The organism is Pseudomonas koreensis (assembly GCF_024169245.1).
GTDB lineage: Bacteria > Pseudomonadota > Gammaproteobacteria > Pseudomonadales > Pseudomonadaceae > Aquipseudomonas > Aquipseudomonas koreensis_F.
This window is the reverse complement of sequence record NZ_JALJWP010000001.1, coordinates 47,895-72,627: the sequence shown is the minus strand read 5'-3', so window position 1 is coordinate 72,627 and position 24,733 is coordinate 47,895. Positions and strand designations below refer to the sequence as shown.

General features: G+C 59.6%; 17 protein-coding genes and 2 pseudogenes. 10 read left to right on the top strand and 9 right to left on the bottom strand.

From position 1 onward, the window contains the following. Window positions 1–155 precede the first annotated feature (155 nt). The 3 genes and pseudogenes from J2Y90_RS00285 to lon all read right to left on the bottom strand — a co-directional run bounded on the left by J2Y90_RS00285 (window position 156) and on the right by lon (window position 4,506). Window positions 156–548 carry a protease inhibitor I42 family protein gene (locus J2Y90_RS00285; protein ID WP_253495636.1) on the bottom strand — a complete coding sequence of 131 codons (393 nt, stop codon included), beginning with the start codon at window positions 546–548 and terminating at the stop codon, window positions 156–158. Window positions 549–919: 371 nt separating this feature from the next. After that, window positions 920–1,924 (bottom strand): hypothetical protein, encoded by a 1,005-nt coding sequence (locus J2Y90_RS00280; RefSeq protein ID WP_253495633.1) that lies wholly within the window; start codon window positions 1,922–1,924, stop codon window positions 920–922. A gap of 167 nt (window positions 1,925–2,091) precedes the next feature. Then, window positions 2,092–4,506, bottom strand: a pseudogene (gene lon / locus J2Y90_RS00275) (endopeptidase La). An 897-nt stretch (window positions 4,507–5,403) separates the two neighbouring features. On the opposite strand from lon, the gene J2Y90_RS00270 reads away from it, so the two are divergent. After that, window positions 5,404–5,592, top strand: a complete 189-nt coding sequence (locus J2Y90_RS00270; protein ID WP_253505358.1) for a hypothetical protein — start codon at window positions 5,404–5,406, stop codon at window positions 5,590–5,592. Window positions 5,593–5,670: 78 nt separating this feature from the next. Here J2Y90_RS00270 and J2Y90_RS26670 read toward each other — a convergent pair. The 3 genes and pseudogenes from J2Y90_RS26670 to J2Y90_RS00260 form a co-directional block, all read right to left on the bottom strand. Continuing rightward, window positions 5,671–5,769: pseudogene (locus J2Y90_RS26670) on the bottom strand (DUF6124 family protein); the annotation flags it as partial. A gap of 284 nt (window positions 5,770–6,053) precedes the next feature. Beyond that, window positions 6,054–8,462, bottom strand: coding sequence for a glucose/quinate/shikimate family membrane-bound PQQ-dependent dehydrogenase (locus J2Y90_RS00265; protein WP_253495628.1), 2,409 nt, complete (start codon window positions 8,460–8,462; stop codon window positions 6,054–6,056). Between the two features lie 217 nt (window positions 8,463–8,679). Next, a complete protein-coding gene (locus J2Y90_RS00260) occupies window positions 8,680–10,041 on the bottom strand; it encodes a carbohydrate porin (protein ID WP_253495625.1) in 1,362 nt (453 codons plus the stop codon). A gap of 301 nt (window positions 10,042–10,342) precedes the next feature. Between J2Y90_RS00260 and J2Y90_RS00255 the strand changes: the two genes are divergently transcribed. Together J2Y90_RS00255 and J2Y90_RS00250 are read left to right on the top strand one after the other, a co-directional pair. Then, the gene (locus J2Y90_RS00255) at window positions 10,343–10,573 is read left to right on the top strand and encodes a VF530 family DNA-binding protein (protein ID WP_042608309.1); all 231 of its coding nucleotides are present in this window, start codon (window positions 10,343–10,345) and stop codon (window positions 10,571–10,573) included. A 1-nt stretch (window position 10,574) separates the two neighbouring features. Then, entirely contained in the window at window positions 10,575–11,207 is a 633-nt protein-coding gene (locus J2Y90_RS00250; RefSeq protein WP_253495622.1) for a Pr6Pr family membrane protein, read from the top strand. A gap of 93 nt (window positions 11,208–11,300) precedes the next feature. Here J2Y90_RS00250 and J2Y90_RS00245 read toward each other — a convergent pair whose 3' ends face one another. Together J2Y90_RS00245 and J2Y90_RS00240 are read right to left on the bottom strand one after the other, a co-directional pair. Beyond that, window positions 11,301–12,086, bottom strand: a complete 786-nt coding sequence (locus J2Y90_RS00245) for a siderophore-interacting protein (protein WP_253495619.1) — start codon at window positions 12,084–12,086, stop codon at window positions 11,301–11,303. Continuing rightward, the gene (locus tag J2Y90_RS00240) at window positions 12,083–12,658 is read right to left on the bottom strand and encodes a PadR family transcriptional regulator (RefSeq protein ID WP_253495616.1); all 576 of its coding nucleotides are present in this window, start codon (window positions 12,656–12,658) and stop codon (window positions 12,083–12,085) included. The genes J2Y90_RS00245 and J2Y90_RS00240 overlap by 4 nt, the downstream gene beginning before the upstream one ends. A gap of 499 nt (window positions 12,659–13,157) precedes the next feature. On the opposite strand from J2Y90_RS00240, the gene J2Y90_RS00235 reads away from it, so the two are divergent. The 7 genes from J2Y90_RS00235 (at window position 13,158) to J2Y90_RS00205 (ending at window position 21,442) form a co-directional block, all read left to right on the top strand. Next, complete coding sequence (locus J2Y90_RS00235; RefSeq protein ID WP_253495613.1) at window positions 13,158–13,649, top strand: CS1 type fimbrial major subunit; 492 nt, start codon at window positions 13,158–13,160, stop codon at window positions 13,647–13,649. A gap of 105 nt (window positions 13,650–13,754) precedes the next feature. Beyond that, a complete protein-coding gene (locus J2Y90_RS00230) occupies window positions 13,755–16,277 on the top strand; it encodes a CS1-pili formation C-terminal domain-containing protein (protein WP_253495609.1) in 2,523 nt (840 codons plus the stop codon). Between the two features lie 4 nt (window positions 16,278–16,281). Continuing rightward, window positions 16,282–17,496 carry a hypothetical protein gene (locus tag J2Y90_RS00225; protein ID WP_253495605.1) on the top strand — a complete coding sequence of 405 codons (1,215 nt, stop codon included), beginning with the start codon at window positions 16,282–16,284 and terminating at the stop codon, window positions 17,494–17,496. 44 nt (window positions 17,497–17,540) lie between these two features. Further along, window positions 17,541–18,284: a molecular chaperone gene (locus J2Y90_RS00220; RefSeq protein WP_253495601.1), complete on the top strand. Its 744-nt coding sequence runs from the start codon at window positions 17,541–17,543 to the stop codon at window positions 18,282–18,284. 33 nt (window positions 18,285–18,317) lie between these two features. Next, the gene (locus J2Y90_RS00215; protein WP_253495598.1) at window positions 18,318–18,818 is read left to right on the top strand and encodes a CS1 type fimbrial major subunit; all 501 of its coding nucleotides are present in this window, start codon (window positions 18,318–18,320) and stop codon (window positions 18,816–18,818) included. A gap of 47 nt (window positions 18,819–18,865) precedes the next feature. Beyond that, window positions 18,866–20,110 (top strand): hypothetical protein, encoded by a 1,245-nt coding sequence (locus tag J2Y90_RS00210; protein WP_253495594.1) that lies wholly within the window; start codon window positions 18,866–18,868, stop codon window positions 20,108–20,110. Window positions 20,111–20,182: 72 nt separating this feature from the next. Continuing rightward, window positions 20,183–21,442 (top strand): hypothetical protein, encoded by a 1,260-nt coding sequence (locus J2Y90_RS00205; RefSeq protein ID WP_253495591.1) that lies wholly within the window; start codon window positions 20,183–20,185, stop codon window positions 21,440–21,442. Window positions 21,443–21,510: 68 nt separating this feature from the next. Here J2Y90_RS00205 and J2Y90_RS00200 read toward each other — a convergent pair whose 3' ends face one another. Continuing rightward, the gene (locus tag J2Y90_RS00200; RefSeq protein WP_253495588.1) at window positions 21,511–24,654 is read right to left on the bottom strand and encodes a transglycosylase domain-containing protein; all 3,144 of its coding nucleotides are present in this window, start codon (window positions 24,652–24,654) and stop codon (window positions 21,511–21,513) included. Window positions 24,655–24,733 lie beyond the last annotated feature (79 nt).

Genomic DNA, 24,733 nt, shown 5'->3' with positions numbered 1-24,733 from the left:
TCCCACGCTCTGCGTGGGCATGCATCCCGTGACGCTCTGCGTCACAACAGCGGCGGAACGTGGAGCCTCCGCGGCGGCATTCCTTTGCTGCGCGTGGGATCGATGAATTGAAGGAGCGAGCCTCCTCGCGAAGAAGCCAGCGCGGTATCCCGCCGTCAGTTCACGGAAATGGCGCAGTCAAAGGTTTCCACGGGCAGCACTTCTGGTGCCCAAGGTTGTTGCGAGGTCAGGCGCAAACGCCCGGTGCCGGCCGCGAAGGCCTGGAAGCGCCAGGTCGAAATGCCCGCCGCACCGACGACACCTGCATCTTCCGGATTGCTGTAGACCTCTGGGCTGAGCGCGCGCAGCACGCCGCCAGCGGAATCCTGAATGGCCCAGCGATAACCCGTGGTCGGGTTGCTTGGCAGCATCACGATCAGGTTCTGCCCATTGGTGAGTTTCACCGGGCATTCGCTTTGTTTTTCCACGGTCACGTTGTGTTTTGGCTGCGTGGCGCAGGCGGCCAGCAACGAAAGGGCGAGGGGGAGAAACAGGCGAGTGGTGGACATGGGATCAGCAGCTCCGGCGTTTACGACGAACGGCGAGCATAACTGAAGATGAGACAAAGTGTGACAGGCGGGTGCCGCGTTGACCCACTGACGCCAAGCCCTCACCCTAGCCCTCTCCCAGAGGGAGAGGGGACCGACCGGGTGCGATTGGCGAAATCCGCCGACATGAACGCGCCTCACCGAATCCATAGTCGACCCGGTTTTTCAGGTCGATGGATGACTCCGGACGCCTCGGTCGGCTCCCTCTCCTCGGGGAGAGGGCTGGGGTGAGGGGCTATCGGTTAAAAGAGCACCTTCGCCACAGCTCCAAACCGCATGACAAAGTGCACAGTATTGCCTGCCCGGTTATCCAGACAATCGGGTCGAATCAGTCAATCCATCGCCAGATAAATGTCGAAATCGGCATTGATGTTCAAGACCGAGCCGGTGGGTGTTTTGGCTTTTATCGACAAGGCCTTCGCGACGTAGCGACGTTCATCCGTAACTTCAAGTTCAAGTGTTGCTTCAAGAATATCCAGGCTCCAATCCAGATATCCATCGCCCATGTAGCGCATTTCGTTATATTTCACCAGCGTAAATGGACTGCCCACGCTTGGATAGCTATAGGTGCCAGAAGTAATTCCTTTCTTCAAGTGAACTGAAAACGACCGCGCATCGCTGGTTATATAAGAGTCTAAGTAAACCCTTCCGCTTTGGGTATTGAAGTTAATGTCTTCCTGAAAGAATGCATCAATGTAGTTCAGGCCCGAAGAGTGATATGGAGCTCGTGCAAATGACGTTTCGCCTGGTTCCGCAGAAACAGGAAACCTGGCGTTGAATTCTCCACTCAGGTTTTGCAGCCTTGCGCTTGCTGGACTTTGTTTCGATTGGATGCTGCTTGAGACTGCCGGACCGCCGTTGAAAGTTATTACAACATCAAAGCGCGACGCGATTTCCAGGACTTCTCCGTTGATCAGCACTTCGAATCGGAGTTCACCCGAGTAACGCCGTCCCTCTTCGGTAATGTTCAGCTCAAGTTCTGCGTGGGTTGCAGGGTGAGTCATAAAATTGAAATTGGTGTCGGAGTTTTGAAATTCGCCGTAGGTTACCTGCACCACAGAAGCATCCCGCGGAAATACGTAGGTGCCAGATACAATCTCTGATCTAAGCGTAATGCCTATGCTTCGACGGTCGCTGGTTGCCGTTGCTAATGGGGATGTGCCTGAGGTGCTATCAAAGTTCAGATACTCAGGAGTCCGGGCCAGCCGGTTATGCAATGTCTGGGAGTGATATGGATAGCGTGCTTCGCCGGGAGCGCCGGGGCTGGTGAATGAAGCTTCGAATTTCCCGCAAAGATTGTGCATGAAGCCGATATGAAGTGCATTTTGCTTGCTCATCAGTCACTCACTGGGTAAGGCCAATAGAGCAATCAGTCTGAGTGGTACGCAAAAAAAAAGTACTGTCAGAGTTGACAGTACTTTAGATTTCTAAGCTCGGTTTGATCCAGTTTTAACAACAAAAACTCATAAATCACCGCGAGAAGCCCGCATGGCGCAAACTCCCGTTAAAACAACACCTTCGCCACATCCGCAAACCGCTTGGCAAAGTGCACAGTAATCCCGTCCTTCAGATAATCCGGCAGTTCTTCAAAATTACCCCGATTCGGCTCGGGCAGAATCAACTCGAAAATCTTCTGTCGCCGCGCCGCAATCACCTTCTCGCGCACACCGCCAATCGGCAGCACATGCCCGGTCAGGGTCAATTCACCAGTCATCGCCACGCCTTTTTTCGGTGGTTGATTACGCGCGAGCGAGAGCAGGGCGCTGGCCATGGTTACGCCGGCGCTCGGGCCGTCCTTCGGCGTCGCGCCTTCCGGCACGTGCAAGTGGACGAACGCTTCGTCGAAGAACTTCGCATCACCGCCAAACTGCTTGAGGTGCGAGCTGACGTAGCTGTAGGCGATCTCTGCCGATTCCTTCATCACATCGCCGAGTTGCCCGGTGAGTTTGAAGCCCCGGTTAAGCGTGTGAATCCGCGTCGCTTCGATCGGCAAGGTCGCACCGCCCATGCTGGTCTATGCCAGCCCGGTGATGACACCGGTCCCGGACAGCACTTGTTCGTTGCGGAACACCGGATGCCCCAGTGACGCTTCGAGGTCCTTCGGGCCGAGTTTGATCACCGCTTTCGGATCGTCGATCAGCTTCATCACCGCTTTGCGTACCAGTTTGCCCATCTGTTTTTCCAGCTGGCGCACGCCGGCTTCTCGGGCGTAACCGTCGATCAAGGCTTTGAGCGCGGTGTCGCTGATGCTCAGGCTGCCTTTCGACACGCCGGCCTTTTCCAACAGCTTCGGCCACAGGTGACGCTTGGCGATGGCGACTTTCTCTTCGGTGATGTAGCCCGACAGACGAATCACTTCCATGCGGTCTAGCAGCGGGCCGGGGATCGAGTCGAGGGTGTTGGCGGTGCACACGAAGAGGACCTTCGACAGATCCATTCGCAGGTCGAGGTAGTGGTCGAGGAATTCGACGTTCTGCTCGGGATCGAGGGTTTCCAGCAGCGCCGAGGCCGGGTCGCCCTGATAGCTCTGGCCCATCTTGTCGATCTCGTCGAGCATGATCACCGGGTTCATCACTTCAACGTCTTTCAACGCCTGCACCAGTTTGCCCGGCTGCGCGCCGATGTAGGTGCGGCGATGCCCCTTGATCTCGGCCTCATCGCGCATGCCGCCGACGCTGAAACGGTAGAACGGCCGGCCGAGGGATTCGGCGATGGATTTGCCGACACTGGTTTTACCCACGCCCGGCGGGCCGACCAGCAGCACGATCGAGCCGCTGATTTCGCCTTTGTAGGCACCCACTGCGAGGAATTCGAGGATGCGATCCTTGATGTCGTCCAGACCCGCGTGGTGCTTGTCGAGGATTTTGCGTGCGTGCTTGAGGTCGAGTTTGTCCTCGCCATACACGCCCCACGGCACCGACGTGGCCCAGTCCAGATAATTGCGCGTGACCGCGTATTCCGGCGAGCCGGTTTCGAGGATCGACAGTTTGTGGGTTTCTTCTTCGAGGCGCTTCTGCACCTGCGCCGGCAGGGTTTTGCCTTCGAGGCGCTGCTGGAACTGTTCGAGGTCGGCGCTGCGGTCGTCCTTGGTCAGGCCGAGTTCCTGCTGGATGACCTTGAGTTGTTCCTTGAGGAAGAACTCGCGCTGATGCTCGCCGATCTTGCGGTTGACTTCGGCGGAGATCTCTTTTTGCAGGCGCGCGACTTCGACTTCCTTGCGCAGCATCGGCAGGACTTTTTCCATGCGCTTGAGCATCGGCACGCAATCGAGCACTTCCTGCAGCTCGGGGCCGGTGGCGGACGTCAGGGCGGCGGCAAAGTCGGTCAGCGGCGACGGGTCGTTGGGGCTGAAGCGGTTGAGGTAGTTCTTCAGCTCTTCGCTGTATAGCGGGTTGAGCGGCAGCAATTCCTTGATCGCATTGATCAGCGCCATGCCGTAAGCCTTGACCTCGTCGGTCGGCTCGGTGGGCTGGTGCGGGTACTCGACTTCGACCAGATACGGCGGGCGGTGGTGCTTGAGCCAGGTCTTGATGCGCACGCGGCTCAGGCCCTGGGCCACAAACTGCAGTTTGCCGTTCTCGCGGCTGGCATGGTGGACCTTGACCAGCGTGCCGTATTCGGGGAGGGCGCCGGTGTCGAAGTGGCGCGGGTCTTCCTGGGGCGTGTCCATGAAGAACAGGGCCAGGGAGTGGTGTTCGGATTTGCTGACCAGCTCAAGGGTTTCGGCCCACGGTTCTTCGTTGACGATGACCGGCAGGACCTGGGCCGGGAAGAACGGACGATTGTGGATCGGGATGATGTAGACCTTGTCCGGCAGGTTTTGCCCGGGCAGCGCCAGGCCGGTGCCGGAGGAGGTGTGTTCGATATGGTCGGTTTCGTAGTCGTCGTGGTTGTCCGGGCGATCTTGCTGGTCGGTCATGGGGCACCTGCGCAATGGGGTATGGGGTGTTAGATGGGGCAGGGGTGGGGTGGTTTCAATGGGGCGGGTGTGTTTCTGCTTGTGTTCAGGGGGCCTTGGCGGCCTTTGGGCCGGCCATGCTCTGGGGGATTGTGTGAATATCCGTTTTTTGGGTGTTGCGGCTGGCGGTTTCGCCCTTACGGCGAGTCCCTTTTGGCAAACGCCCCAAAAAGAACCAAAAGGTCTTCGCCCTGACGTTCGGCCCGCTCGCTGGGGCTCGGGGTTCCTTCGCTACGGGATCGATCCTGGCGCAGCGGCTCCGGTTTGCTTCGCTGCACCTACACTCGCTGTGTCCGACTGCGTCGTACGGTCGCTGCGCTCCCACGCCCGGATCCATCCCTCCGCTCAGCCTGCCGACGGGCTCCAGGATCAAAAGCGGAACTCGAGCTTGCGCTCATCGTGGGTAGGCGCGGCCGAAGGCTCGGGGCGCGATCGGATGATCTTTTGATTTTGTTTTTTGTTTTGTATGGGAGCGAGCTTGCTCGCGAAGGCGGCCTGACAGCCGACCTGTTCTTCAGGTGGTACGCAATCCATGTGGGAGTGAGCCTGCTCGCGAAAGCGACGTGTCAGGCACCGTAGATGTTGAATGTGCTGACGCCTTCGTGAGAAAGCTCACTCCCACAGGGTATCTTTGGTGACTCTGAAAACAGCGTGCACAAAAAGACGATGCCTCTCGAGAGTCATCTTCAATTCAACGGTTAATTCATAGATCAAAATTGTTTGCGGTTTATTTCGAACTGGTCTTGAGCTCCTGTAATTTCTGACAGTGGACATATTTGTCGGTTGCCCCGAGATTAATCAGGCGCCCTTAGGCGTCAGGATGCTGCATGCCAATCTCCGACTTCAAGGAATCAAACCGTGAGTTATACAGATTCGAAATACAAGGATTACACCATTCGCGAATATTCTTCTGACACTCCGGGACTGCATTTTCGGGTGATCTATGACGCGACAGATGAGAGTTTTTTGCTTGAGACCCGCAAACAGGCCGAGCAATTGATCAATGAGCGATTGGATCGGATGAAAAGTGGTGGGAAAGCTTTTTGAGTCAACCGAGTTAACGCTCGACCTGTGTAGGAGCTGTCGCACGCTGCTCCTACACAAGGTGGGTTGGCAGTTATTTGCGGGGATTTCGGGGTTATCCAGTGCGCGGTTCACGGCCAGTTCGGCGAGCATGATCACTTGCTGGATTGCCAGGATGGTATCTCGCTGCGGACTGTCCATTGTCAGCGACCTTGCGAGCCTATCCAGCGCATTTGCGAAGCACAACCGACGCGAGCTGTCGGAAAACTCCCCCGCATCACGCGGCTATGTAGGACGAACACCGTCCATTGTGGGAGTGAGCCTGCTCGCGATAGCGGTGTGTCAGGCCCAAACTTGCTGTCTGACACACCGCTATCGCGAGCAGGCTCACTCCTGCAGGTTTTGTGAATGGCTGAAAGATTTGACGCACAAAAAAGGCGATGTCCCTCACGGGACATCGCCTTTTCCTTACCTGTCGCTAACGCTTATTCAGACAGTTTGTACGCAATCACATAGTCGCCCTGCTTGGTGCCCAGGGAGCCGTGACCGCCGGCGACGACGAGCACGTATTGCTTGCCGTCCTTGCCGGTGTAGGTCATCGGTGTGGTTTGCGCGCCGGCTGGCAGGCGGCCTTCCCACAGTTGCTTGCCGTTTTTCACATCGTAGGCGCGCAGGTACTGGTCGAGGGTGCCGCTCAGGAAGGCAACGCCACCGGCGGTGGTGAAGGTGCCGCCCAGGCTCGGTACGCCCATGCTCAGCGGGACCGGAACCGGCGAGCTGTCGCGCACGGTGCCGTTTTTGTGCATCCAGATGGTTTTGCTGGTGGTCAGGTCGACCGCTGCGACATAACCCCACGCTGGCGCCTGGCATGGCAGGCCCATTGGCGACAGCAGGGCTTCGAGGATCACGCCGTATGGCGCGCCCTTGTTAGGCTGCACGCCTTCGGTTTCGCTCTTGCGACCCGGGCCGCCGGCCACTTCTGCAGCCGGTACCAGTTTCGAACGGAACGCCATGTAGCTCGGGTTGACGAAGGCGATCTGGCGCACCGGATCGACCGAGATGCCGCCCCAGTCGAACACGCCGAAGTTGCCTGGGTAGACGATCGAACCTTGCAGCGACGGCGGGGTGAACGGGCCGTCATAACGCAGGGATTTGAAGTCGATCCGGCAGAGCATCTGGTCGAATGGCGTCACGCCCCACATGTCGCGCTCTTTGAGTGGCGGCGGCATGAAGTTGAGGTCGGATTTCGGTTGGGTCGGCGAGGTGTGGTCGCCTTCCACCGCGCCTTGCGGCACCGGGATTTCGTTGATCGGCACGATGGCCTTGCCGGTGCTGCGATCCAGCACGTAGATGCTGCCCTGCTTGGTCGACGCCAATACCGCCGGCTTGACGCCGTCAGCGGTTTTGATGTCCATCACCGTCGGCTGCCCGCCGACGTCCATGTCCCACAGGTCATGGTGGGTGAACTGGAAGTTCCAGCGCACCTTGCCGGTGGCGATGTCCAGCGCAGTCAGGCCAGCGGCGTGCAGTTCCGATTCAGGCGTACGCATGCCACCGAACTGGTCCGGGGTCTGGTTGCCCATTGGCAGGTAGAGCATGCCGAGTTTTTCATCGACGGCAAACATCGACCACATGTTCGGCGAGTTGCGCGTGTAGGTTTTGCCTTCGGCAATCGGCGCGGTTTCGTCCGGGTTGCCGCTGTCCCAGTTCCACACCAGTTTGCCGGTGTGCACGTCGAACGCACGGATTACGCCGCTAGGCTCGTCGGTGGAAACGTTGTCGGTGACGTGACCGCCGATCACCACCAGGTCCTTGGTGACCGCAGGTGGCGAAGTGGAGTAGTAGCCGCCAGCGTTGAAGCCGCCGATGTTGGCAGACAGGTCGATCTGGCCTTTGTCGCCAAAGTCTTCGCACATTTTGCCGGTGTCGGCATTAAGGGCGATCAGACGGGTGTCAGCGGTCGGCAGAAAGATGCGGCGCGGGCAGGCACTGGCCGGGGCCGGGCTGGCCGAACCGGTCGGGCTCTGCTCGGAGGCATAGACCGCATCGTCGTGATAGCTCACGCCACGGCAGGTCATGTGCGCCCAGCCTTTGAAGTTGGCCGCGTTCTGCGTGCTCAGCTTCGGATCGAAACGCCAGATTTCCTTGCCGGTGTCCGGATCCAGTGCAATCACCTGGCTGTGCGGCGTGCACACGTAGAGCATGCCGTTGACTTTCAGCGGGGTATTTTCAGCGGTGGTTTCGCCCGGATCGTTCGGCCCCGGGATGTCGCCGGTGCGGTAGGTCCACGCCGGTACGAGTTTGCTCACGTTGGCCGGGGTGATCTGCGCCAGTGGCGAGTAACGATCACCGTGGGCACTGCGGCCGTAGGAGTTCCAGTCACCGTCGGGCATGGCCGGGGCGGTGTTGGTCATGCCGTCGACGCTGTCGCGATCCAGCTGGCCTTTGATTTCCCCAGGGTTGGTGAACTGGCTGGCGACAGCGGTCAGGCCGGCCAGCACCACGGCCACGGTCAGCGCGCCGGTGCCCATCGGGGCAGGGCCGTTGAGCAGCAGCGGGCGGCGGAACCATGGCAGCAACATCACCAGGCCCAGCGCGAACAGCATTGCCAGACGCGGCACCAGTTGCCACCAGTCCAGGCCAACTTCCCACAGCGCCCAGACGGTGCTGGCAAACAGCACGATGGCGTACAGGCCCAGTGCTGCACGACGGCGCATCAGCAGCAGAACGCCGGTCAATGCGATGCCGATACCGGCCAGCAGATAGTAAAGCGAGCCGCCGAGCATGCTCAGCTTGACTCCCCCGGCCAGCATGGCCAGGCCCATCAGTAGAAGCAGGATGCCGAGCAGGCCCGGTAGCAGACGGCCCCGACTCGAAGCACTTTCGGTGCTCATAGTGTGAATCTCCGTGACGTTTATGTAGTCCCGCGCTGTAGTCACTTTAGATGACGATTTGGCGCAGGCATGGTTCAGATAAAAACTTGTTCGGCTAACCAATTGCTTCTGTAGGAGTGAGCCTGCTCGCGATAGCGCTGTTTCAGTCACTGGAGATGTCGCCTGTAACAACGCTATCGCGGGCAGGCTCACTCCTACATTGGATTTGTGTAGATCTTTAGAACGACGACTGGATCTTGATCCCGCCGATCAGGGCATCGTCGACGTCGTTCACGCCACCGGGGTGGCGGATGTATTGCAGGTTCGGGCGCACGGTCAGCCAGTTGGTCACGTGCACGCCGTAATACAACTCGGCGCTGTACTCGGTGTCCTGCGGCGGCAGAAACCCCGGATTGTCGTAGTCGTAGACGGCGTTGGCGCGGTTGCTCGCTTCGGCGTTCTTGCGATAGGCCGGGTTGACGTGCACACGTGCCAGGGCGAAACCGATGTCGTCTTTGGCGCGGGCGTCGAACGGGCCTTTGTAGGTCAGGCCGGCCTGCACGTAGTTGTCGATGGCGTTGGTTTTCTTGTCATGCATCGTCGCGTTGGCGAACAGGCTCAAGCCACGGCTGTTATCGCTGGCGACGCTGGTGACCTGCTGCTGCAGGCCCAGCCACACGCCGTGCTTGCTCGACGCGCTGCGGTAGGCTTCACCGCTCAGCGCTGCCGGCTGGTCATTGCGATCTTTGTAGACATCCGAGGCCTTGGCATTGCTGTAGTAATAACCGGCGCGGTATTCGCCCGGCAGGCCGTTGAGCTTCGGCGTCCACACCAGTTCGACTGGCAGGATCGCACCTTGGGTGCCGCTGCCGCTGAGTTTGAAGCCGTTGCCACGATCGAGGTTCGACGGGTTCTGCTCATAGGCACCGACCTGTGCGTACAGCTCCGGCGTCAGGTGATATTTGACCCGCAGTGCCCATTGGCTGACCGGCCAGTTGTACCAGATGCCGCCGACCCAGTTGCCGACCTGCGAGCCGCAGAACGCCAGATTCTGGAAATCGCAGGGGAAGCTGTTGAAGTCTTCGCCTTCGCCGAAACGACCGACCTTGATGTCGAGTTTCTGGTCGAAGAATTTCTGCTGGTACCACATCTGCGTCAGGCGCGTGGTCTGGCCTCGGCCCCAGACTTCCTGCGCCGAAGTGAAGCCGCCAACGCGCGGATCGTTGATGCGATCGTTGCTGATGTTGTTGCCGCTGCGTTTGGTGATGGTCAGTTGAAACTCGGCGTCGTCCCAGCCGAGGATCTTCTGCAGATCCAGATGGGTGCCGAGGCCGAACTGGTCGCTGTAACGCGCGGTGCGGTCGTGGTCGTAGCCACCGTGCAGGTTGCTGCCCATTTCGCCGGTGTAGTCGAGTTTGAAGTCGTAGCCTTTTTCCGAAAGTTCTGTGCGCGTGCCGTTCCAGTCACCGAGCATGTACGGTGACTCACTGTCGAAGGCCGGAGCCGCCTGGGCGCAAGAGGCAAGACCGAGCGCGGTGCAGCCGCCAAGGGTGCGCAGAATGGAGATAGCGCTATCTCGGGAGAAGGAAAAATCAGCCATGAATAAGTCTTTTTTTGATGTTTTTCGGGGGCAGGCCGAGCGCTTCAGTTTGTCGCAGGCAGTGAAGCGTTTCAGCGGAAGGGCGGCAGGATAATGATCTGTAACAAATTGAGAAAGGGCTTTTGCAGACATGCAGCGTTTCGGATTCGGTAACAGTGCGGCAAACGGGCGCATTGTGAGTCGGGTCACGGCCTGCGATCTTTCGGGGTTGGCCTACATTTGCAGGAAGGCCTTCCACCCGATCACCCCCTCGGCTAAGGTGCGCGGCTTTACGCATTTCCACTTCGCTCAAAGGCCCGGCATGAACGAACAGACCCCCGATCCGCTGCACGGCGTGACCCTCGAACAGATCCTCAACGCACTGGTCGCTCACTACGAATGGTCGGGGCTGGCTGAGCGCATCGATATCCGCTGCTTTAAAAGCGATCCGAGCATCAAGTCGAGCCTGACGTTTCTGCGCAAAACCCCGTGGGCGCGGGAGAAGGTCGAGCGCCTGTACGTGAAGCTGATGCGCACCAAGCGACCGCTCTGAGATGGACAGCGTGAGGCGGCGACGCCTGATCACCTGCCTGGCCGCACTGGGCTGGGCCGGATTGACGATTCAGTTGTACCTGATTTTCTTCGCACGATTGAGCGTCGGCGCCAGCCTGCTGGGCGGGCTGGTGAGCTTTTTCAGCTACTTCACGATTCTGACCAATACGCTGGTGGCGACCGTGTTGACCTGCGCGGTGGCCGAGCGCGAATCGGCCGCGCGCCGCTGGTTTCTGCAACCGTGGGTCAGCAGTGGGATTGCCGTGAGCATTGCTGTTGTCGCTCTCGCCTACAGCATTTTGCTGCGGCACTTATGGCATCCGGAAGGCTGGCAGTTTGTCGCCGATGAATTGCTTCACGACGTCATGCCGTTGCTGTTTCTTGGCTATTGGTGGTGCTGCGTACCCAAAGGCACGTTGCGCCTGTGGCACCTGCCGCTGTGGCTGATCTATCCGCTGGTGTATTTCATCTACGCCTTGCTGCGCGGGCATCTGCTCGGTGCATATGCGTACCCGTTCATTGATGTGGCGGTGCTGGGTTATCCACAGGTGCTGGCGAATGCCGGGGGGATATTGGTGGGGTTTGTGCTGGTGGGGTTGTTGGTGATTGGTCTGGATCGCCGCCGTTCAATGTAGGAGTGAGCCTGCTCGCGATCGCGGTGTGTCAGTCACCTGAGATATTGACTGTCAGACCGCGATCGCGAGCAGGCTCACTCCTACAGGGGAGCATTACTCCTCTTCAGAGCCTTCAGCGCGCCAGTAGCCGACAGCCTTGATCAGCTGCTCATCCAGCCCATGATCATCAATCAGCATCCGGCGAATCTGCCGCGACACTTTCGTTTCGGTTGCCACCCACGCATACAGATTGCCCTTGGGTACCTGCAGTTGCTTGACTGTGGTCAGCAGGTTGTCCTTGCCGCCCTCGCGCAACACCCAGATCACATGCACCTCTGCCGCACTTTCCAGCACTTGCTGCTCGGCGCCGTTTTCCACTTCGATGACCACCAGCGCCTTGCGATTGGCCGCCAGGCCTTCGAGACGCCGCGCGATGGCGGGGAGGGCGGTTTCGTCGCCGATCAGCAGGTAGCTGTCGAAGATGTCCGGCACGATCATCGAGCCGCGCGGCCCGCCAATGTGCAGGAATTGCCCGGGTTGCGCCTGCTCGGCCCAGGTCGAGGCAGGGCCATCGCCGTGCAGGACGAAATCGATGTCCAGCTCCATTTTTTCCAGGTCATAACGACGCGGCGTGTAGTCGCGCATCTCGGGCATTGGCCCGTTGTCCTTGCCGGCACCGAGCTGCAAGGTTTCCAGCGCGGCGGCCTGTTCGGCGGTCTGCGGGAACAGCAATTTGACGTGATCGTCCGTGCCCAGGCTGATGAATCCGGCCAGCTCCGGCCCGCCGAGGGTGATGCGGCGCATGCGCGGGGTCAGGTCGGTAACGTGTAAAACCTCAAGCTTGCGGCGTTTGATTTCGTGCATTACGCGGTGAATGGTTTGGGTATCGACTTCGGTCATTCGGCTTTCTCCTGGACAGGTTGAACGGCAGGGCCGTCGACGATGGCTTTGGCGGTGTCGTTGAGCAGGTCACGCACGCGCAGGATTTCTTCCGGGCTCCAGCGACCGTGGTGCAGTTGCAGGGCATGGCGCAGGTTGTGTACCGCCTCGTGGATTTCCGGTGGTCGATCATGGCCGCGCAGCGAGCGTTTGCTGACGTCGATGCGCATCCGCACGCCGTCCAGTGCCACCGCTTGCTCATCCAGTGTCAAACGTCCGGCCTCGGTGACGCTGTAGCGTTTTTTTCCGGCCTGCGCGTCGCCAGTGATCAGTTCGCTCTCTTCAAGAAATGTCAGGGTCGGGTAGATCACGCCCGGGCTCGGGCTGTAGGCGCCGTCGAACATGCTCTCGATCTGGCGGATCAGGTCGTAGCCATGGCAAGGCTGTTCGGCCACCAGCGCCAGCAGCAGCAATTTCAGATCACCCGGGGCGAACACTCGCGGGCCGCGCCCGCCGCGTTCACGCCCCGGACGTTTTTCGAAGCCGTCGCGGCCGTCGCCGTGTTCGCGATGGTGGGAATGATGGTCTCTCATTTTTCGTCTTCTCTCGTCGTGTTTAGATACAACTTAAGATATATCTTAAGGTCAGTGCAAGACGTTTTCTGCCTGCGCATCTGTGGCCAGACGAGCGGTGCTGTTCTGTCGGAATGCAACAAATCATTTTTTGGAAAATGTTCGGGCAGGGTAACTTCAGGGTTAAAGTCAAAGCTCTATTTTATTTGAGCAAGTATTCTAAAGTTCCAACTAACTCCCGTTGTGTCTGGGTCAGAGGGCTGTATGGATTTTTAACTTTATCTGTATGTAGGGCGTCACTTACAGGCGTTGTTTCGAATATCGTTATTTTGTTCTTTTTTCTTTCGAGTCATGAGGTTGTTGAACTACGAGGTTATCGGAAGTTACTTGCTTACTTCCCGGAGCCAAGAGTCGATGATGTCCCGGCATTGAAAGTTCAAGTTGATCTGGCTCAACTCCCCTGGCGTTTCACTTGAACTCTCAATCATTCCTTCTCATCAAGAAAACAAGGTACTGAACGATGTTCAAGAAAATTGCATTCGCTGCTCCATTGGCTCTTCTGGCACTGGGTTCTTCGGGAGCGTTCGCCGCTGGTGAAGCCGCCCACTCGATCAACATCGTCGCTCACGTGCCGACCAACGGCTTCTACGTGGTACCGACCGATCCGGATCTGGTCAATAAAGACCAGGACATGAGCTATCAGCCGGCCACCGGCAAGATGGGTGAAGTCAATGGTTTCTTCGATGTGCGCAACAACAACGGTTCGGTACACGCCAGTGTTGATACCGCGCCGAAACTGATTTCCGGCTCGAGCAGCATCGACCTGCAAGTGGCGATCAACAACAAAACCCTCACCACCACGCCACAGGAAGTTGTGGGCGAAGCGGAATCCGACGTCAACTTCCGTGCACCGCTCAAGATCAGTGCCGTAGGCACTAACTTCCAGCCGGGTGATTACACCGGTGTTGTCGCACTGACCTTCGACGCCGTTCCTCCGGTTGTCACTCCTTGATTGAGTGATCCGGTATCTGACGCTGACGTTTCGCCAGTGTTAACCACCGGGGCAGCGCTGTCTGCTTCGGTGGACTTCCACCGTTCGTAATCAGAGTAAAAGTTCATGTTCCCGATGACCCCCATCGCGGCTGCGCTTGCGCTGCTGTTTTGTGCCAGCGCAGCCGTGGCTTCCAACTCCGCCGGCACCACGCCGCGAAGTCTGTTGGCCCAGGCCAAAGGCCTGCCGGCGGATTTCGAGGAGCATTTCTTTGATGTGCCGCTGGCGGTTCGGGTCGAACTCGATCATCAGCCCCTGGGCGAGGCCATGGTGGTGTTGTCCCGCGATGATCGCATCACCCTGCTCGAATTCACCGACACCAGCGAGAACCGCTATAGCCCCGCCGAGCGCGAGAAATGGGCGGCTCATCTCAAGCCCGGCGTGCCACTGGGCAACTGCAGCGGTTCCTGTCCGGATCAGGTGCTGGCTGTGCACTACAACCTGGAAAGTTCTCTGGTTTCCATTCTTACCGCAAACGCTGAGCGCGACCTTGAAACCAAGCGCTATTACGACCAGCCTGAAGGCGGCAGCCATGGCTTGATGGTGCGCAATCAATTGAACCTCAACGGCGGCCAGGATCAGGATCTGGGCGGGCGCTTCGGCCTTGAGGCCAGCGGCAGCCTGGGCAACTGGAGCCAGACACTGAACCTGCAACTGGCGCGCCTTGGCGGGCCGGATGACAAGCTTTATCACGCTGTTCACGAGTTGCACACCCAGCGCGAACTGCAAGGCAGTTTTTTCCGCCTGGGCTATTTCACCCCCAATTCCGAAGGACTGACCCGCCAACCGCGCACGTTTGGCACCAGCCCCGATACCGCCGTCGGCGTCATGTATGGCAGCTCCGACAGCCTGGCCATCAACAGCCCGATGCCCAGTGTTTACCCGATCTATGTCACGGCCAACCGCCAGGGTTCGGTGGAGATCTGGCGCGACGGTCTGTTGATCAATACCCAATCGGTGCCCGCCGGGTTGCAGACCCTCGACACCCGGCCGCTGCCCGGCGGTATTTACGAGGTGGAAGTGCGCCTGATCGAAGATGGCCAGATCACCTCCACCACCCAGGAGCTGGTGTACAAGCCCAGCAACTGGCGCAACCTCGACGACCGCTGGCGCTACAACGTTTTTGCCGGCGAGGAAACGAAGTTGCTGAGCAACTGGGACACCCAGGCCAGTGGCAGCCCCACCGCCGGCGCGGCGGTCAATTACCTGTTGCATCCGCGGGTGATTCTCGGGCTGTCGGCGCGCCAGATCCGCGAAAAACTGCAATACGGCACGTCCATCGACTGGACGCTGGCCAATCACATCAGCCTTTTTGCCAACGTCTACAAGACCGAGGACTACGGCACCGGTCTGGACCTGCAGAGCCTCTACAACTACGGTTCCGGCAGCATCGTTGTCAGCCACAATCGCAGCTGGCTCGACACCACCAACACCTACGACACCTTGCCGGACGGCACGCGTGTTCGCCCGCGCAACGTGTTCATCGGCCAGACCAGCAATTCCTCGCTGGCGCTCAACCATCGGGTCAGCAGCAAAAGCACGATCAATGCCCGGGTGGCCCACAGTGAGGGCAATGTCGAAGGTCTGGGCGTGGACCTCGGCTGGACACAACGCACCACGCTGTTTGGCAGCGATGCCAGTTGGCGCTTGTCGGTGTTCGACCGACCGGGCAGTTACAGCAGCGGTGACGCGCGCAACCGCGGCGTCGATTTGAGCGTCAATCTGGCGTTGGGCACACCCGGTCAGCAGCTCACCGGCAGCATCGGCTCGCGTACCGCCCGCGACGGCCAGCGCGACAACAATGCGTCGCTCGGCTGGCGCAAGGACTTCAAGGATCATGTGCTGCAAAACGTTTCGGTCACGGCGCTGACCGATACCTACGGTGTTGGCATGTCCAGTCTGGCGAATTTCCGCACTGACTCGGTCAACGGCGATGGCTTTATCCAGCGCTCGTCGTACAACGGCAATTTCACCGGCGGCCTGAACCTCGACAGCACGCTGGTGGTCGGCGGCCAGCAGATGTTGCTGACCAGTCAGTACGAAATGCGCGGCGCCGGAATGATTGTCGATGTGGAGTCGGACATCGACGATATCGCCCTGCGTGCCGACGATTACAGCGGTGGCAGCGCGGCCTTGAAACCGGGGCGCAATTTCATCCCGATCACCGCGTACCAGAACAGCTCGGTGAGCTTCGACTTCCAGGGCAATCACGTACCGGCTGCCACGATCGAGCCGGCGCGCACTCGCTATCACTTGAACAAGGGCGGGGTGGAGTACCGCAAGATCCGGGTGATGAAAACCCTGACAGTGCTCGGTCGACTGATCGATGAGGCAGGGCAGCCGCTCAAGGGCCATCATGTGATCAACCACGCCAGCCGTGGCGTCACCGAGGTCGACGGGTTCTTTTCAATGGAAATGAACGCCGGTTCGCCGACTCTCGAAATCCGTCGCGATAACCGCTTGCTGTGTCAGTTCCGCCTCGATGCCAACCAGTACCGCAGTGAAAACAACGTATTGATGATCGGCGATCTGCGCTGTACGCCAGACACCGTGGCCGACGTCAGTGTCACCGCACAGAAGGCGGGCTGAACCGATGACCAAGTCGACATATGGCCTGGGCCTGTGGCTGGCATTGGCGACGCCGGCCGCCCAGGCGGCGAGTCAGGAGATCCGGGCGTTGTTTCAGCCGGATTCGTCGCAGCCGAGCAAAAACGTGTTTATCAACCAGACGCCGAACACCGGTTATTGCGCGGCTGCCCCCAGCGAATGTGCCGATAACGGCATGTTCAGCATTCAGTTTCCGATTCGTTTTGCATCTACCCGCAGTCTCCAGCCAGGTGACGCGGTGGCGGTCAAGGCCCCGGCCAATTGGCGGCAGCTGACGGTGACCAATGCCGAGACGCAGGAAACCGAGACCGTCGAAATCCGCATCATCGGCATTGGTTCCACCTTCGTGTTGAGCGACACCGCAGCCAATCTGGTAGGCGTCAGCGACCCGCTTGAAGGCCATCAGAAACTCTGGACCGGCAGCAGTTGGGTTTATGCTCCTGCCCCCTGTCTCTACAGTGGTGTCGGTTACTTTTCGCCCGATTACTACCGGTTTTTCTGGAAGGCACCGGTGGAGACGGCTTGCACCAAGGTTGCCGCGTTCAGCATTCCATCGATGTATTTCAACAATCTGGATTTCGCCTACGAGTTGCGCACGCCCAATCCGTTAGGCATGTCATCCGGCCTCTACACCGGTTCGCTGGCGTACTCCATCGGCAACGGCGGCGATTTCGATCTGGGACCGTTGATGGCGCCGGACGATGGCAGCCTGAATCTGGACTTCGTCCTCGACGTGCAGCACACCCTCAAGGTCGATCTGCCACCGGGCGGCAACAAAGTGCTGCTCGAACCCGAGGGAGGCTGGATGCGCTGGGTCGACAGTGGCCGCCCGCCGACACGCATCTTCCGTGATCAACTGTTCTACATATCAGCCTCGTCGCGCTTCAAGGTCATGATCCTGTGCGACTCCACGGGCGGGTCGCGCTGCAAGTTGCGCAGCCCCAGAGGCAATGTCACCGAGGTGGAAACCTACCTCACCCTGCCCAACGGCATCGACGGGCCTTTGGGGGGCACGGCGAGCCAGCTCAAGCTGCTTTACAACACCTGGGTCGGTCCTTTTCAACCGGGCTTTTATGTGGATCGCAAGGCCGGCTCATTGCGTTTCGAAATGCCCAGGGATGCCATCGACTTTCTGTTGCGGCCGGGTTTCACCGACACGCTCAGCGGCAATATCGCCGTTATCTGGGACTCGGACGTATGAACGTACGGACCGGAACCTTTTGCTTTTTTCATGGAGTTGAAGCGATGAACCGTGGTTTTTTGCTGGGCGTGCTCAGCGTGTTTTGCCTGACGGCGCAGGCCGGGCCGCAGATCAATGTCGGTACGGTGTACGACTATCTCGATGCCGATAAAAGTACCTATCTGAAGCGGGTGTTCAACAGCGGGGATGCCACCGCGTTCGTCAAGGTCAACGTTCTGGAGATTGTCTACGGTGCCGACGGCACGCCGAAGGAAATCCCGGTTGAGAACGCAGCCGACGGCGCTTCGCGCAATGGCCTGATGGCCAGCCCGGCGCGGCTGATCGTCCCGGCTCAGGGCATGCAGGGCACCCGTTTGCTGTACATGGGCGAACGCGATCGCGAGCGTTATTTCCGCGTGCGGTTCGTGCCGGTGGTGCCGGAAAAGGAAGACGAGTTCGCTGTCAGCCAGGAAGAACGCGAAGACTACAAAAAGGCACTGACGGCCGGGGTCAACGTGATGACCGGTTTCGGCACGGTGTTCTTTGTACGGCCCAGGGACGCACGCTTTGCCACGACGATCAATGAAACCGCCAGCCGCTACGAACTGCGCAATGACGGCAACACCGTGGTGATCGTCGACGAGTTCAAAAGCTGCTCGCTGAGCAACGAAACCGACTGCAGTGCGACTACCAAACACCATGTGCTGGCGGGCAAGACATTCGCCTTCGACAAGGAGAAGGGTCGTGCGTACCGCTTCTTCCTGATCGAGGGCAGCGAGAAGAAGAACCTGACGGTCAGCAGCCGCTAGGTCTGCTTTTCATTGACGCAACAGGTAACCAACATGATCAAGCAATGCACCGTCGCCGCGCTGATAGCCGCGGCGGCCCTGACCAGCGATGCGGCCTGGGCGGCTCGGGAAGAACACATTTTCGAAGTGACACTGAACGTGCCAAGCCGACCGTTCTACATCATTCCCGCGGAGCCGGACTGGATTCACCGGCCGCAGCGGCTCGACTGGAATCACTCGACCTCAAGCCTGAGCAGTGTGCGCAAATACTTTGATGTGCGCCACGACACCAGTGCGATTGAGGCGCGGCTGGAGTCCGAGCCTTACCTTTCCAACGGTCGGCCGGCGGACGATATCAGGCTGCGCGTGACGTTCAACAAGGTGGAGTTGAGCGCCGAGATGGCGCCGCGCGAGGTGGTGTCGCAGGCCGAAGCCGCTGCGGGCGCACGGGTGTTGTTGCAGATCGACCCCATCAAACCGGAGGCAGGCTACCGCCCCGGGGATTACGCCGGCAACGTGCTGTTGCTGTTCAGTGCTCGAGCGCCTGGCGAGTGAGTCGGCGCGTACAGCCCTGCTATCGAAATATTTTCAGGAGAACACCCTTGAGTTTTTCCAGCCCCCCCGGCATCCGCCCATGGATCGGTTTGCTGCTGACGTTGTTCAGCGCTGCGGCATTGGCCGAAGTGCACAACATCGAAGCGACCTTCGAACCGGACTTTGCCAACCCGCAAAAAAACCAGTTCAAGAACCAGACCCCGTCGGAGGGGTTCTGTCGGCAGATGCCCGCGAACTGTGAGGCTCTGGGACTGTTCAGTCTGATCGCCCGGATACCGTTCACGGCCAACGCGCCGATAATGGCCAACCACACCGATCCGCGTCAGGGCGGTATGGCCAGGGTGCCTTCCAGCTGGCGGGATGTGCAGGTTACGCACGCCTCGGGTGATTCACACATCGTCCAGTTGAGGATCGCCGGTATCGGTCACGAAACAGCACTGCCATTGCCGATCTACGACGTGACGGACAAGGGCTGGTGGGACGATTTATGGGAAGGAGGAGGCTGGGCCTGGGCACCGGCACCCTGCGTGGGGGTCGGTAACTATACGGCAGGCGATTATGGCTATAACAGTTTCTGGAGGGTGCCCGAGGGCGTGGGAACCTGTGCAAAAAAGGCCCTGTTCGATATTCCGATGTCCATGCGCTATCAGTTTTTCGTCTACGCCTATGAACTGCGCACCCCGGATCCGCTGAAGATGGATGCGGGCGACTACACCGGCTCCATCACCTACACCGTCGGTCCGAACATGGATTTCGACATGGGCGATGTGATGATCCCGAGCGATTCGATTCTGACCCTCAATTTCAATCTGAAGGTCACGCACACCATGAAGGTCGATATTCCTCCCGGCGGCAACCGCGTGGTGCTGGAGCCGGTGGGCGGTTGGCAGTCGTGGCTGAACCAGGGGCGCAAGCCGACCCGGCTGGTGCGCGACCAGACGTTCAATATCTCGGCCTCGAGCCGCTTCAAGATGAACATCGAGTGCCAGTACGTCGTCGACAACAGCTGCGCGTTATGGGAGTCGACCGCCGGCCATGTAGCGCCGCTGGAAGTCAGCGTCAGCCTGCCCAACGGGCTGACCAATGGCGCCGGGCAAGCGGTCAATCGCCGGCGCTTGCTGCGCGATGGCACGGGCACCGAGCTGTTTCAGCCGGGCTTCTATCTGGATCGCAAGGTCGGCACGCTGCATTTCGAAGTGGCCCGCGATGCGGTGGATGAAATGCTCAAGGACGGCTATGCCCGCAGCTATTCGGGCAATGTCACGGTGATCTGGGATTCGGAAGTGGGTTAGGCGAATTGTCGATTGCGCTGTGTCACCAGGGAAACTTCGGATGTTCCGACGCCATTTTGAGGAAAACAGATCATGGGTAGCTATTGCATACGGTCTCTGCGCTTGCCGAAGAGCAGCGTGTGGAGCGCTTTGGCGCTGTCGCTGATGGCCGGGGCAGCGGCGGCTGAAGTCCATAACATTGAAGCGACCTTCGAGCCGGATTTTGCCAATCCGCAAAAAAACCAGTTCAAGAACCAGACGCCATCCGAGGGTTTTTGTCGGCAAGCGCCCTGGGCTTGTGAGCCTGTGGGGCTGTTCAGTCTGATCGCCCAGATACCGTTCACGGCCAACGCGGCGATTCAGGCCAACCACACTGATCCTCGTCAGGGCGGGATGGCCAGAGTGCCCTCACATTGGCAGAACATTACTGTCACTCACTCTTCCGGTGATACGCAGATCGTGCAGTTGAGAATTGCCGGTATCGGTCATGAAACGCAGCTGCCAGACACGGTGGTCAAGTTGACCGGAGGTGGCGGGTGGGACGATCTGTGGGCGGGCGGCGCGTGGATGCACGCCCCGGCGCCGTGCCAGGGCGTCGGTACTTTTTCCGCCGGAGAAGTGGGCTACAACAGTTTCTGGAAAGTGCCGACGGGCGCGGGGGCCTGTAGCAAGCAGGCGAAGTTCGATATTCCGCCGTCCATGCGCTATCTGTTTTTCGTTTATGCCTATGAACTGCGCACGCCGGATCCGCTGAAGATGGAGTCAGGCGACTACACCGGTTCCATCACCTACACCGTCGGGCCGAACATGGATTTCGACATGGGCGATGTGATGATCCCGAGCGATTCGATTCTGACCCTCAACTTCAATCTGAAGGTCACGCACACCATGAAGGTCGACATTCCTCCCGGTGGCAACCGCGTGGTACTGGAGCCGGTGGGCGGCTGGCAGTCGTGGCTGAACGAGGGGCGCAAGCCGACTCGGCTGGTGCGTGACCAGACGTTCAATATCTCGGCCTCGAGCCGCTTCAAGATGAACATCGAATGCCAGTACGTCGTCGACAACAGCTGCGCGCTGGGGGAGTCGACCGCCGGCCATGTGGCACCGCTGGAAGTCAGCGTCAGCCTGCCCAACGGGCTGACCGATGGCGCCGGGCAAGCGGTCAATCGCCGGCGCTTGCTGCGCGATGGCACGGGCACCGAGCTGTTTCAGCCGGGCTTCTATCTGGACCGCAAGGTCGGCACGCTGCACTTCGAAGTGGCCCGCGATGCGGTGGATGAAATGCTCAAGGACGGCTATGCCCGCAGCTATTCGGGCAATGTCACGGTGATCTGGGATTCGGAGGTAGGTTAAGCGCGATTCCGCTCAGGCGGCTCATGCCGAATCTGGCGGGACAGGAGCAAGAGCGGTGACGCGATGTTTCATCCGGAAAGAATTGCCGGCTGCGCAGGGCCGGTGGTGACCACGGGTGGGTTTTCCGCCGGACGACATTGCGAGTCACTGCCCGGTTGCAGATACGGCGTGAGAATCGGCGCCATGCCCTTGAGCACCTGTGTGGGCAGGGCCGAGGTGAACTTGAAGTTCTCCGCCGAGCGCCCGGGCACGAACGCGGTGAGGGTGCCGAAGTGGTGGTCGCCGATGTAGAACACGAAGGTCGCCGTGCGGTTGATCGACTTTGAACTGATGATTCGCCCGCCGGAACCGATCGCCGCGATGCGGTTGTCGCCGGTGCCGGTTTTACCGCCCATGGCCAGCGGCGTGCCGTCAGGCAATTTGAAACTGCCGGACACCCGTTTGGCCGTACCGGCATCGACCACTTGCGACAGCGCTTCGCGCATGGCTCGCGCGACTTCCACCGGCATTACCCGTTTACCCACATGCGGATCGTTGACCACTTTGGTTTCGTAAGGTGTGCCGGCAGCGAAATGCAGGCTGTCGATGCGCAGCGTCGGCATGCGCACGCCGTCGTTGAGGATGGTGCCGATCAGCTCGGCCAGCGCGGCGGGGCGGTCGCCGGAACTGCCAATGGCAGTGGCCAGCGACGGCACCAGGTGATCGAACGGGTAGCCGACTTTCTGCCAGCGCTGATGAATATCGAGAAACGCTTCGATCTCGAGCATGGTGCGAATGCGACTGTCGCGGGCGCCCTTGTGCCGACTCTTGAACAGCCAGCTGTAGACTTCCTGGCGTTCGAAATGGCTGGCCTTGACGATCTCGCTGAAGGTTGCCTCCGGGTGATGCAGCAGGTAACCCATCATCCACAAATCGAGTGGATGGACCTTGGCGATGAAGCCCTGATCAGGCAAATCGTAACTGCCGGGGCCATAAGAATCGTAGAGGCGGATCAGACGCTCGTCAGTGAGTTTTTCGTTGAGCCTGGTGCCCTTGAGGTGCGAGCGCACGAACCGGTTGAAATCTTCCTGGCTGGCCTCCGGCAGCAGATAACGATGCACGGCCGCCATGCGGATCGGCGTCGGGCGCATGCTGTCGAGGAAGGTATCGAGACGCGCCTGGGTGTCCTTGTTCCTGTACTTCTTCCAGAACTTGAGCAGGAACGAGGTGCCTTCGCGGTCGGCAAAACTGGCCAGGTATTCCTGACGGCGCGGGTCGCGATCATCCTTGAGCAATTCGGCGTTCGGCCCTGAGTAGGTGGTGTAACGGACGATGTCGCGCATCAGACGAATGAACGGCAGGTTGATCGACTCGCGCAATGAATCGCGCAAAGTGGGCAGGCGACCGTTGTCCTCTTTGCGAAAGTTGTGAAAGGTGTGCAAACCGCCGCCGGTAAAAAACGCCTCGCCGGGGCTCGCCGAATATTTGCGATCAAGCGCGGCGCCGAGCAGCTTCGACAGGTCGTGATCCTTGTTCTGGATCAGGTAGTCGATGACCCAGCGACTGAGGCGATCCTGATCCGGCACTTCGACCTTTTTCAGTTCCGCCACGCCCATGGCGCCGTACTTGTCGTGCAGCTCGGCGACGATTTGCAGGTAGGTGGTCAGCACGCGCATTTTCGCTGTCGAGCCAAGTTCGAGTTTGCTGCCTTCGTTGATGTCGAACGGTTGGTCGGTGCTGTCGGTCTGCACCCGTACGCGCGAGCCGTCCGGGGTCAGTTCGAACAGGGTGAAGCTGTAGCGTACTTGCGTGGTGCTGGTCGGCGTCAGCAAGCGTTCGCCGAGCAGGCCGATTTCCGCAGCGTAAGCCGGGTCGGCGAGTTTTTTCAGGTAGGCGGTGGCCTGGGTTTGCAGATCGCCCTGCAGGGTGCTGGTGGCCGACAGGTCGAGGCGATCGAGGTCGTACAGCGGCCGGTTGAGCATGCTCGCCAGGCGGCTGCGGGCAACGCTGATGCCTTTGTTGGTTTCGATCGGTTGCATCGTTGGCTGGGTCTGCCAGTCGCGGTACGACACCGTGCTGGCCAGCGCGGCGTCGGCGAGGGCGCTGTCGATCACGCCGTTCTGTTTGAGCAGGCGCAGGTGGCTGTCGGTCAGACTGGCAAGATCCTCGCGGCCTCTGGTCAGGTAAAACGATGGACGGCGCTGGGCGATCATCAGCGAAAGCATTTCGCGCAGGGCCAGACCTTTGGCGGCCATGGTCTGTGGGTCCGTCGCCGGGCTGTTCAGTTGCTCATTGGCTTTGCTGAAATCACTGCCGTACCAGACCCGCAAGCCTTCGGCCATACCGTGGACTTCGCCATGCCCCGGCACTGCCGACAGTGGCACGCTGTTGAGGTAGTCACGCACGATGTTCTGTCGCGCACCAAGGGTTTGCGGGCCATCCTGATAAGCCCGCACGCTGGCCGAAAACATCTGGCGCAGTTTCTCGGCGCCCGACGCGGTCAGGCCGTCCGGCGAATGTCGATACTTCTCCAGTTGCGTGGCCAGCGTACTGCCGCCCGCCGACTGGCCGGGCAGGTGTAGCAACTTCGCCACTTGCGACCACGCCGCCATGCCGAAGCGCGGCCAGTCTACCGCCGGGTTGGCCAACGGTTGTTTCGGGTCGAGGAGAAAGCGGTTTTCGATGAACAGCAGGCTGCTGACCACCACCGGTGGAATCGCCGCGAAGTCGGCATACAGTTGCTGCGGATAGTTGTATCGATACAGCGGCGCGCCCCGGCAATCGGTGATCGACAGCCCGGCCTGAATCTTTTCCGAATACGGCACGAACAGGCCTTTGTCGGTGTAACCGAGCAGGGCAGGGGAGAAGCGCGTCTGCTCAGTGATCACGTAGTTGCGCTTGAGCAGGCGCGGCAGGAATTCGTCGAGCGAGCTGTAACCCAGGCGCAGATCGAACGGCCCGTTGCCCGGATAGCGAATCGCTTCGCTGGGGCCGGGTTCAAGTTTGTAGGTCAGCGACGCGGCGTACTGGCTCAGCTCCCGCGCCTGGAAGCGCGAGGTGCGCATTTCCTTTGACGCAGCGAGTCCCACCACCACCGCGATGATCAAAAACAACAGCCAGAAAGCCTTCCACCCATGCCGGTTGCGGCGGGTTTTTTCAGGGCCAGGCGCTTCATTCACACGTTCAGTCTGAACCACGGTTTTACTCGAATCGGTTTGCCACAAAGCGCCCATAGTCGACTGATCCATTCACGCAGATTGATCGGACTTGTCTGAAGCTTAGACGGTGGTTGGGGTCGGTGAAAAAAATGTG

Coding starts and splice junctions, on each gene's coding strand:
- J2Y90_RS00285 (WP_253495636.1), bottom strand. CDS start 548: ATGTCCACCACTCGCCTGTTTCTCCCCCTCGCCCTTTCGTTGCTGGCC.
- J2Y90_RS00280 (WP_253495633.1), bottom strand. CDS start 1,924: ATGAGCAAGCAAAATGCACTTCATATCGGCTTCATGCACAATCTTTGC.
- J2Y90_RS00265 (WP_253495628.1), bottom strand. CDS start 8,462: ATGAGCACCGAAAGTGCTTCGAGTCGGGGCCGTCTGCTACCGGGCCTG.
- J2Y90_RS00260 (WP_253495625.1), bottom strand. CDS start 10,041: ATGGCTGATTTTTCCTTCTCCCGAGATAGCGCTATCTCCATTCTGCGC.
- J2Y90_RS00255 (WP_042608309.1), top strand. CDS start 10,343: ATGAACGAACAGACCCCCGATCCGCTGCACGGCGTGACCCTCGAACAG.
- J2Y90_RS00250 (WP_253495622.1), top strand. CDS start 10,575: ATGGACAGCGTGAGGCGGCGACGCCTGATCACCTGCCTGGCCGCACTG.
- J2Y90_RS00245 (WP_253495619.1), bottom strand. CDS start 12,086: ATGACCGAAGTCGATACCCAAACCATTCACCGCGTAATGCACGAAATC.
- J2Y90_RS00240 (WP_253495616.1), bottom strand. CDS start 12,658: ATGAGAGACCATCATTCCCACCATCGCGAACACGGCGACGGCCGCGAC.
- J2Y90_RS00235 (WP_253495613.1), top strand. CDS start 13,158: ATGTTCAAGAAAATTGCATTCGCTGCTCCATTGGCTCTTCTGGCACTG.
- J2Y90_RS00230 (WP_253495609.1), top strand. CDS start 13,755: ATGTTCCCGATGACCCCCATCGCGGCTGCGCTTGCGCTGCTGTTTTGT.
- J2Y90_RS00225 (WP_253495605.1), top strand. CDS start 16,282: ATGACCAAGTCGACATATGGCCTGGGCCTGTGGCTGGCATTGGCGACG.
- J2Y90_RS00220 (WP_253495601.1), top strand. CDS start 17,541: ATGAACCGTGGTTTTTTGCTGGGCGTGCTCAGCGTGTTTTGCCTGACG.
- J2Y90_RS00215 (WP_253495598.1), top strand. CDS start 18,318: ATGATCAAGCAATGCACCGTCGCCGCGCTGATAGCCGCGGCGGCCCTG.
- J2Y90_RS00205 (WP_253495591.1), top strand. CDS start 20,183: ATGGGTAGCTATTGCATACGGTCTCTGCGCTTGCCGAAGAGCAGCGTG.
- J2Y90_RS00200 (WP_253495588.1), bottom strand. CDS start 24,654: ATGGGCGCTTTGTGGCAAACCGATTCGAGTAAAACCGTGGTTCAGACT.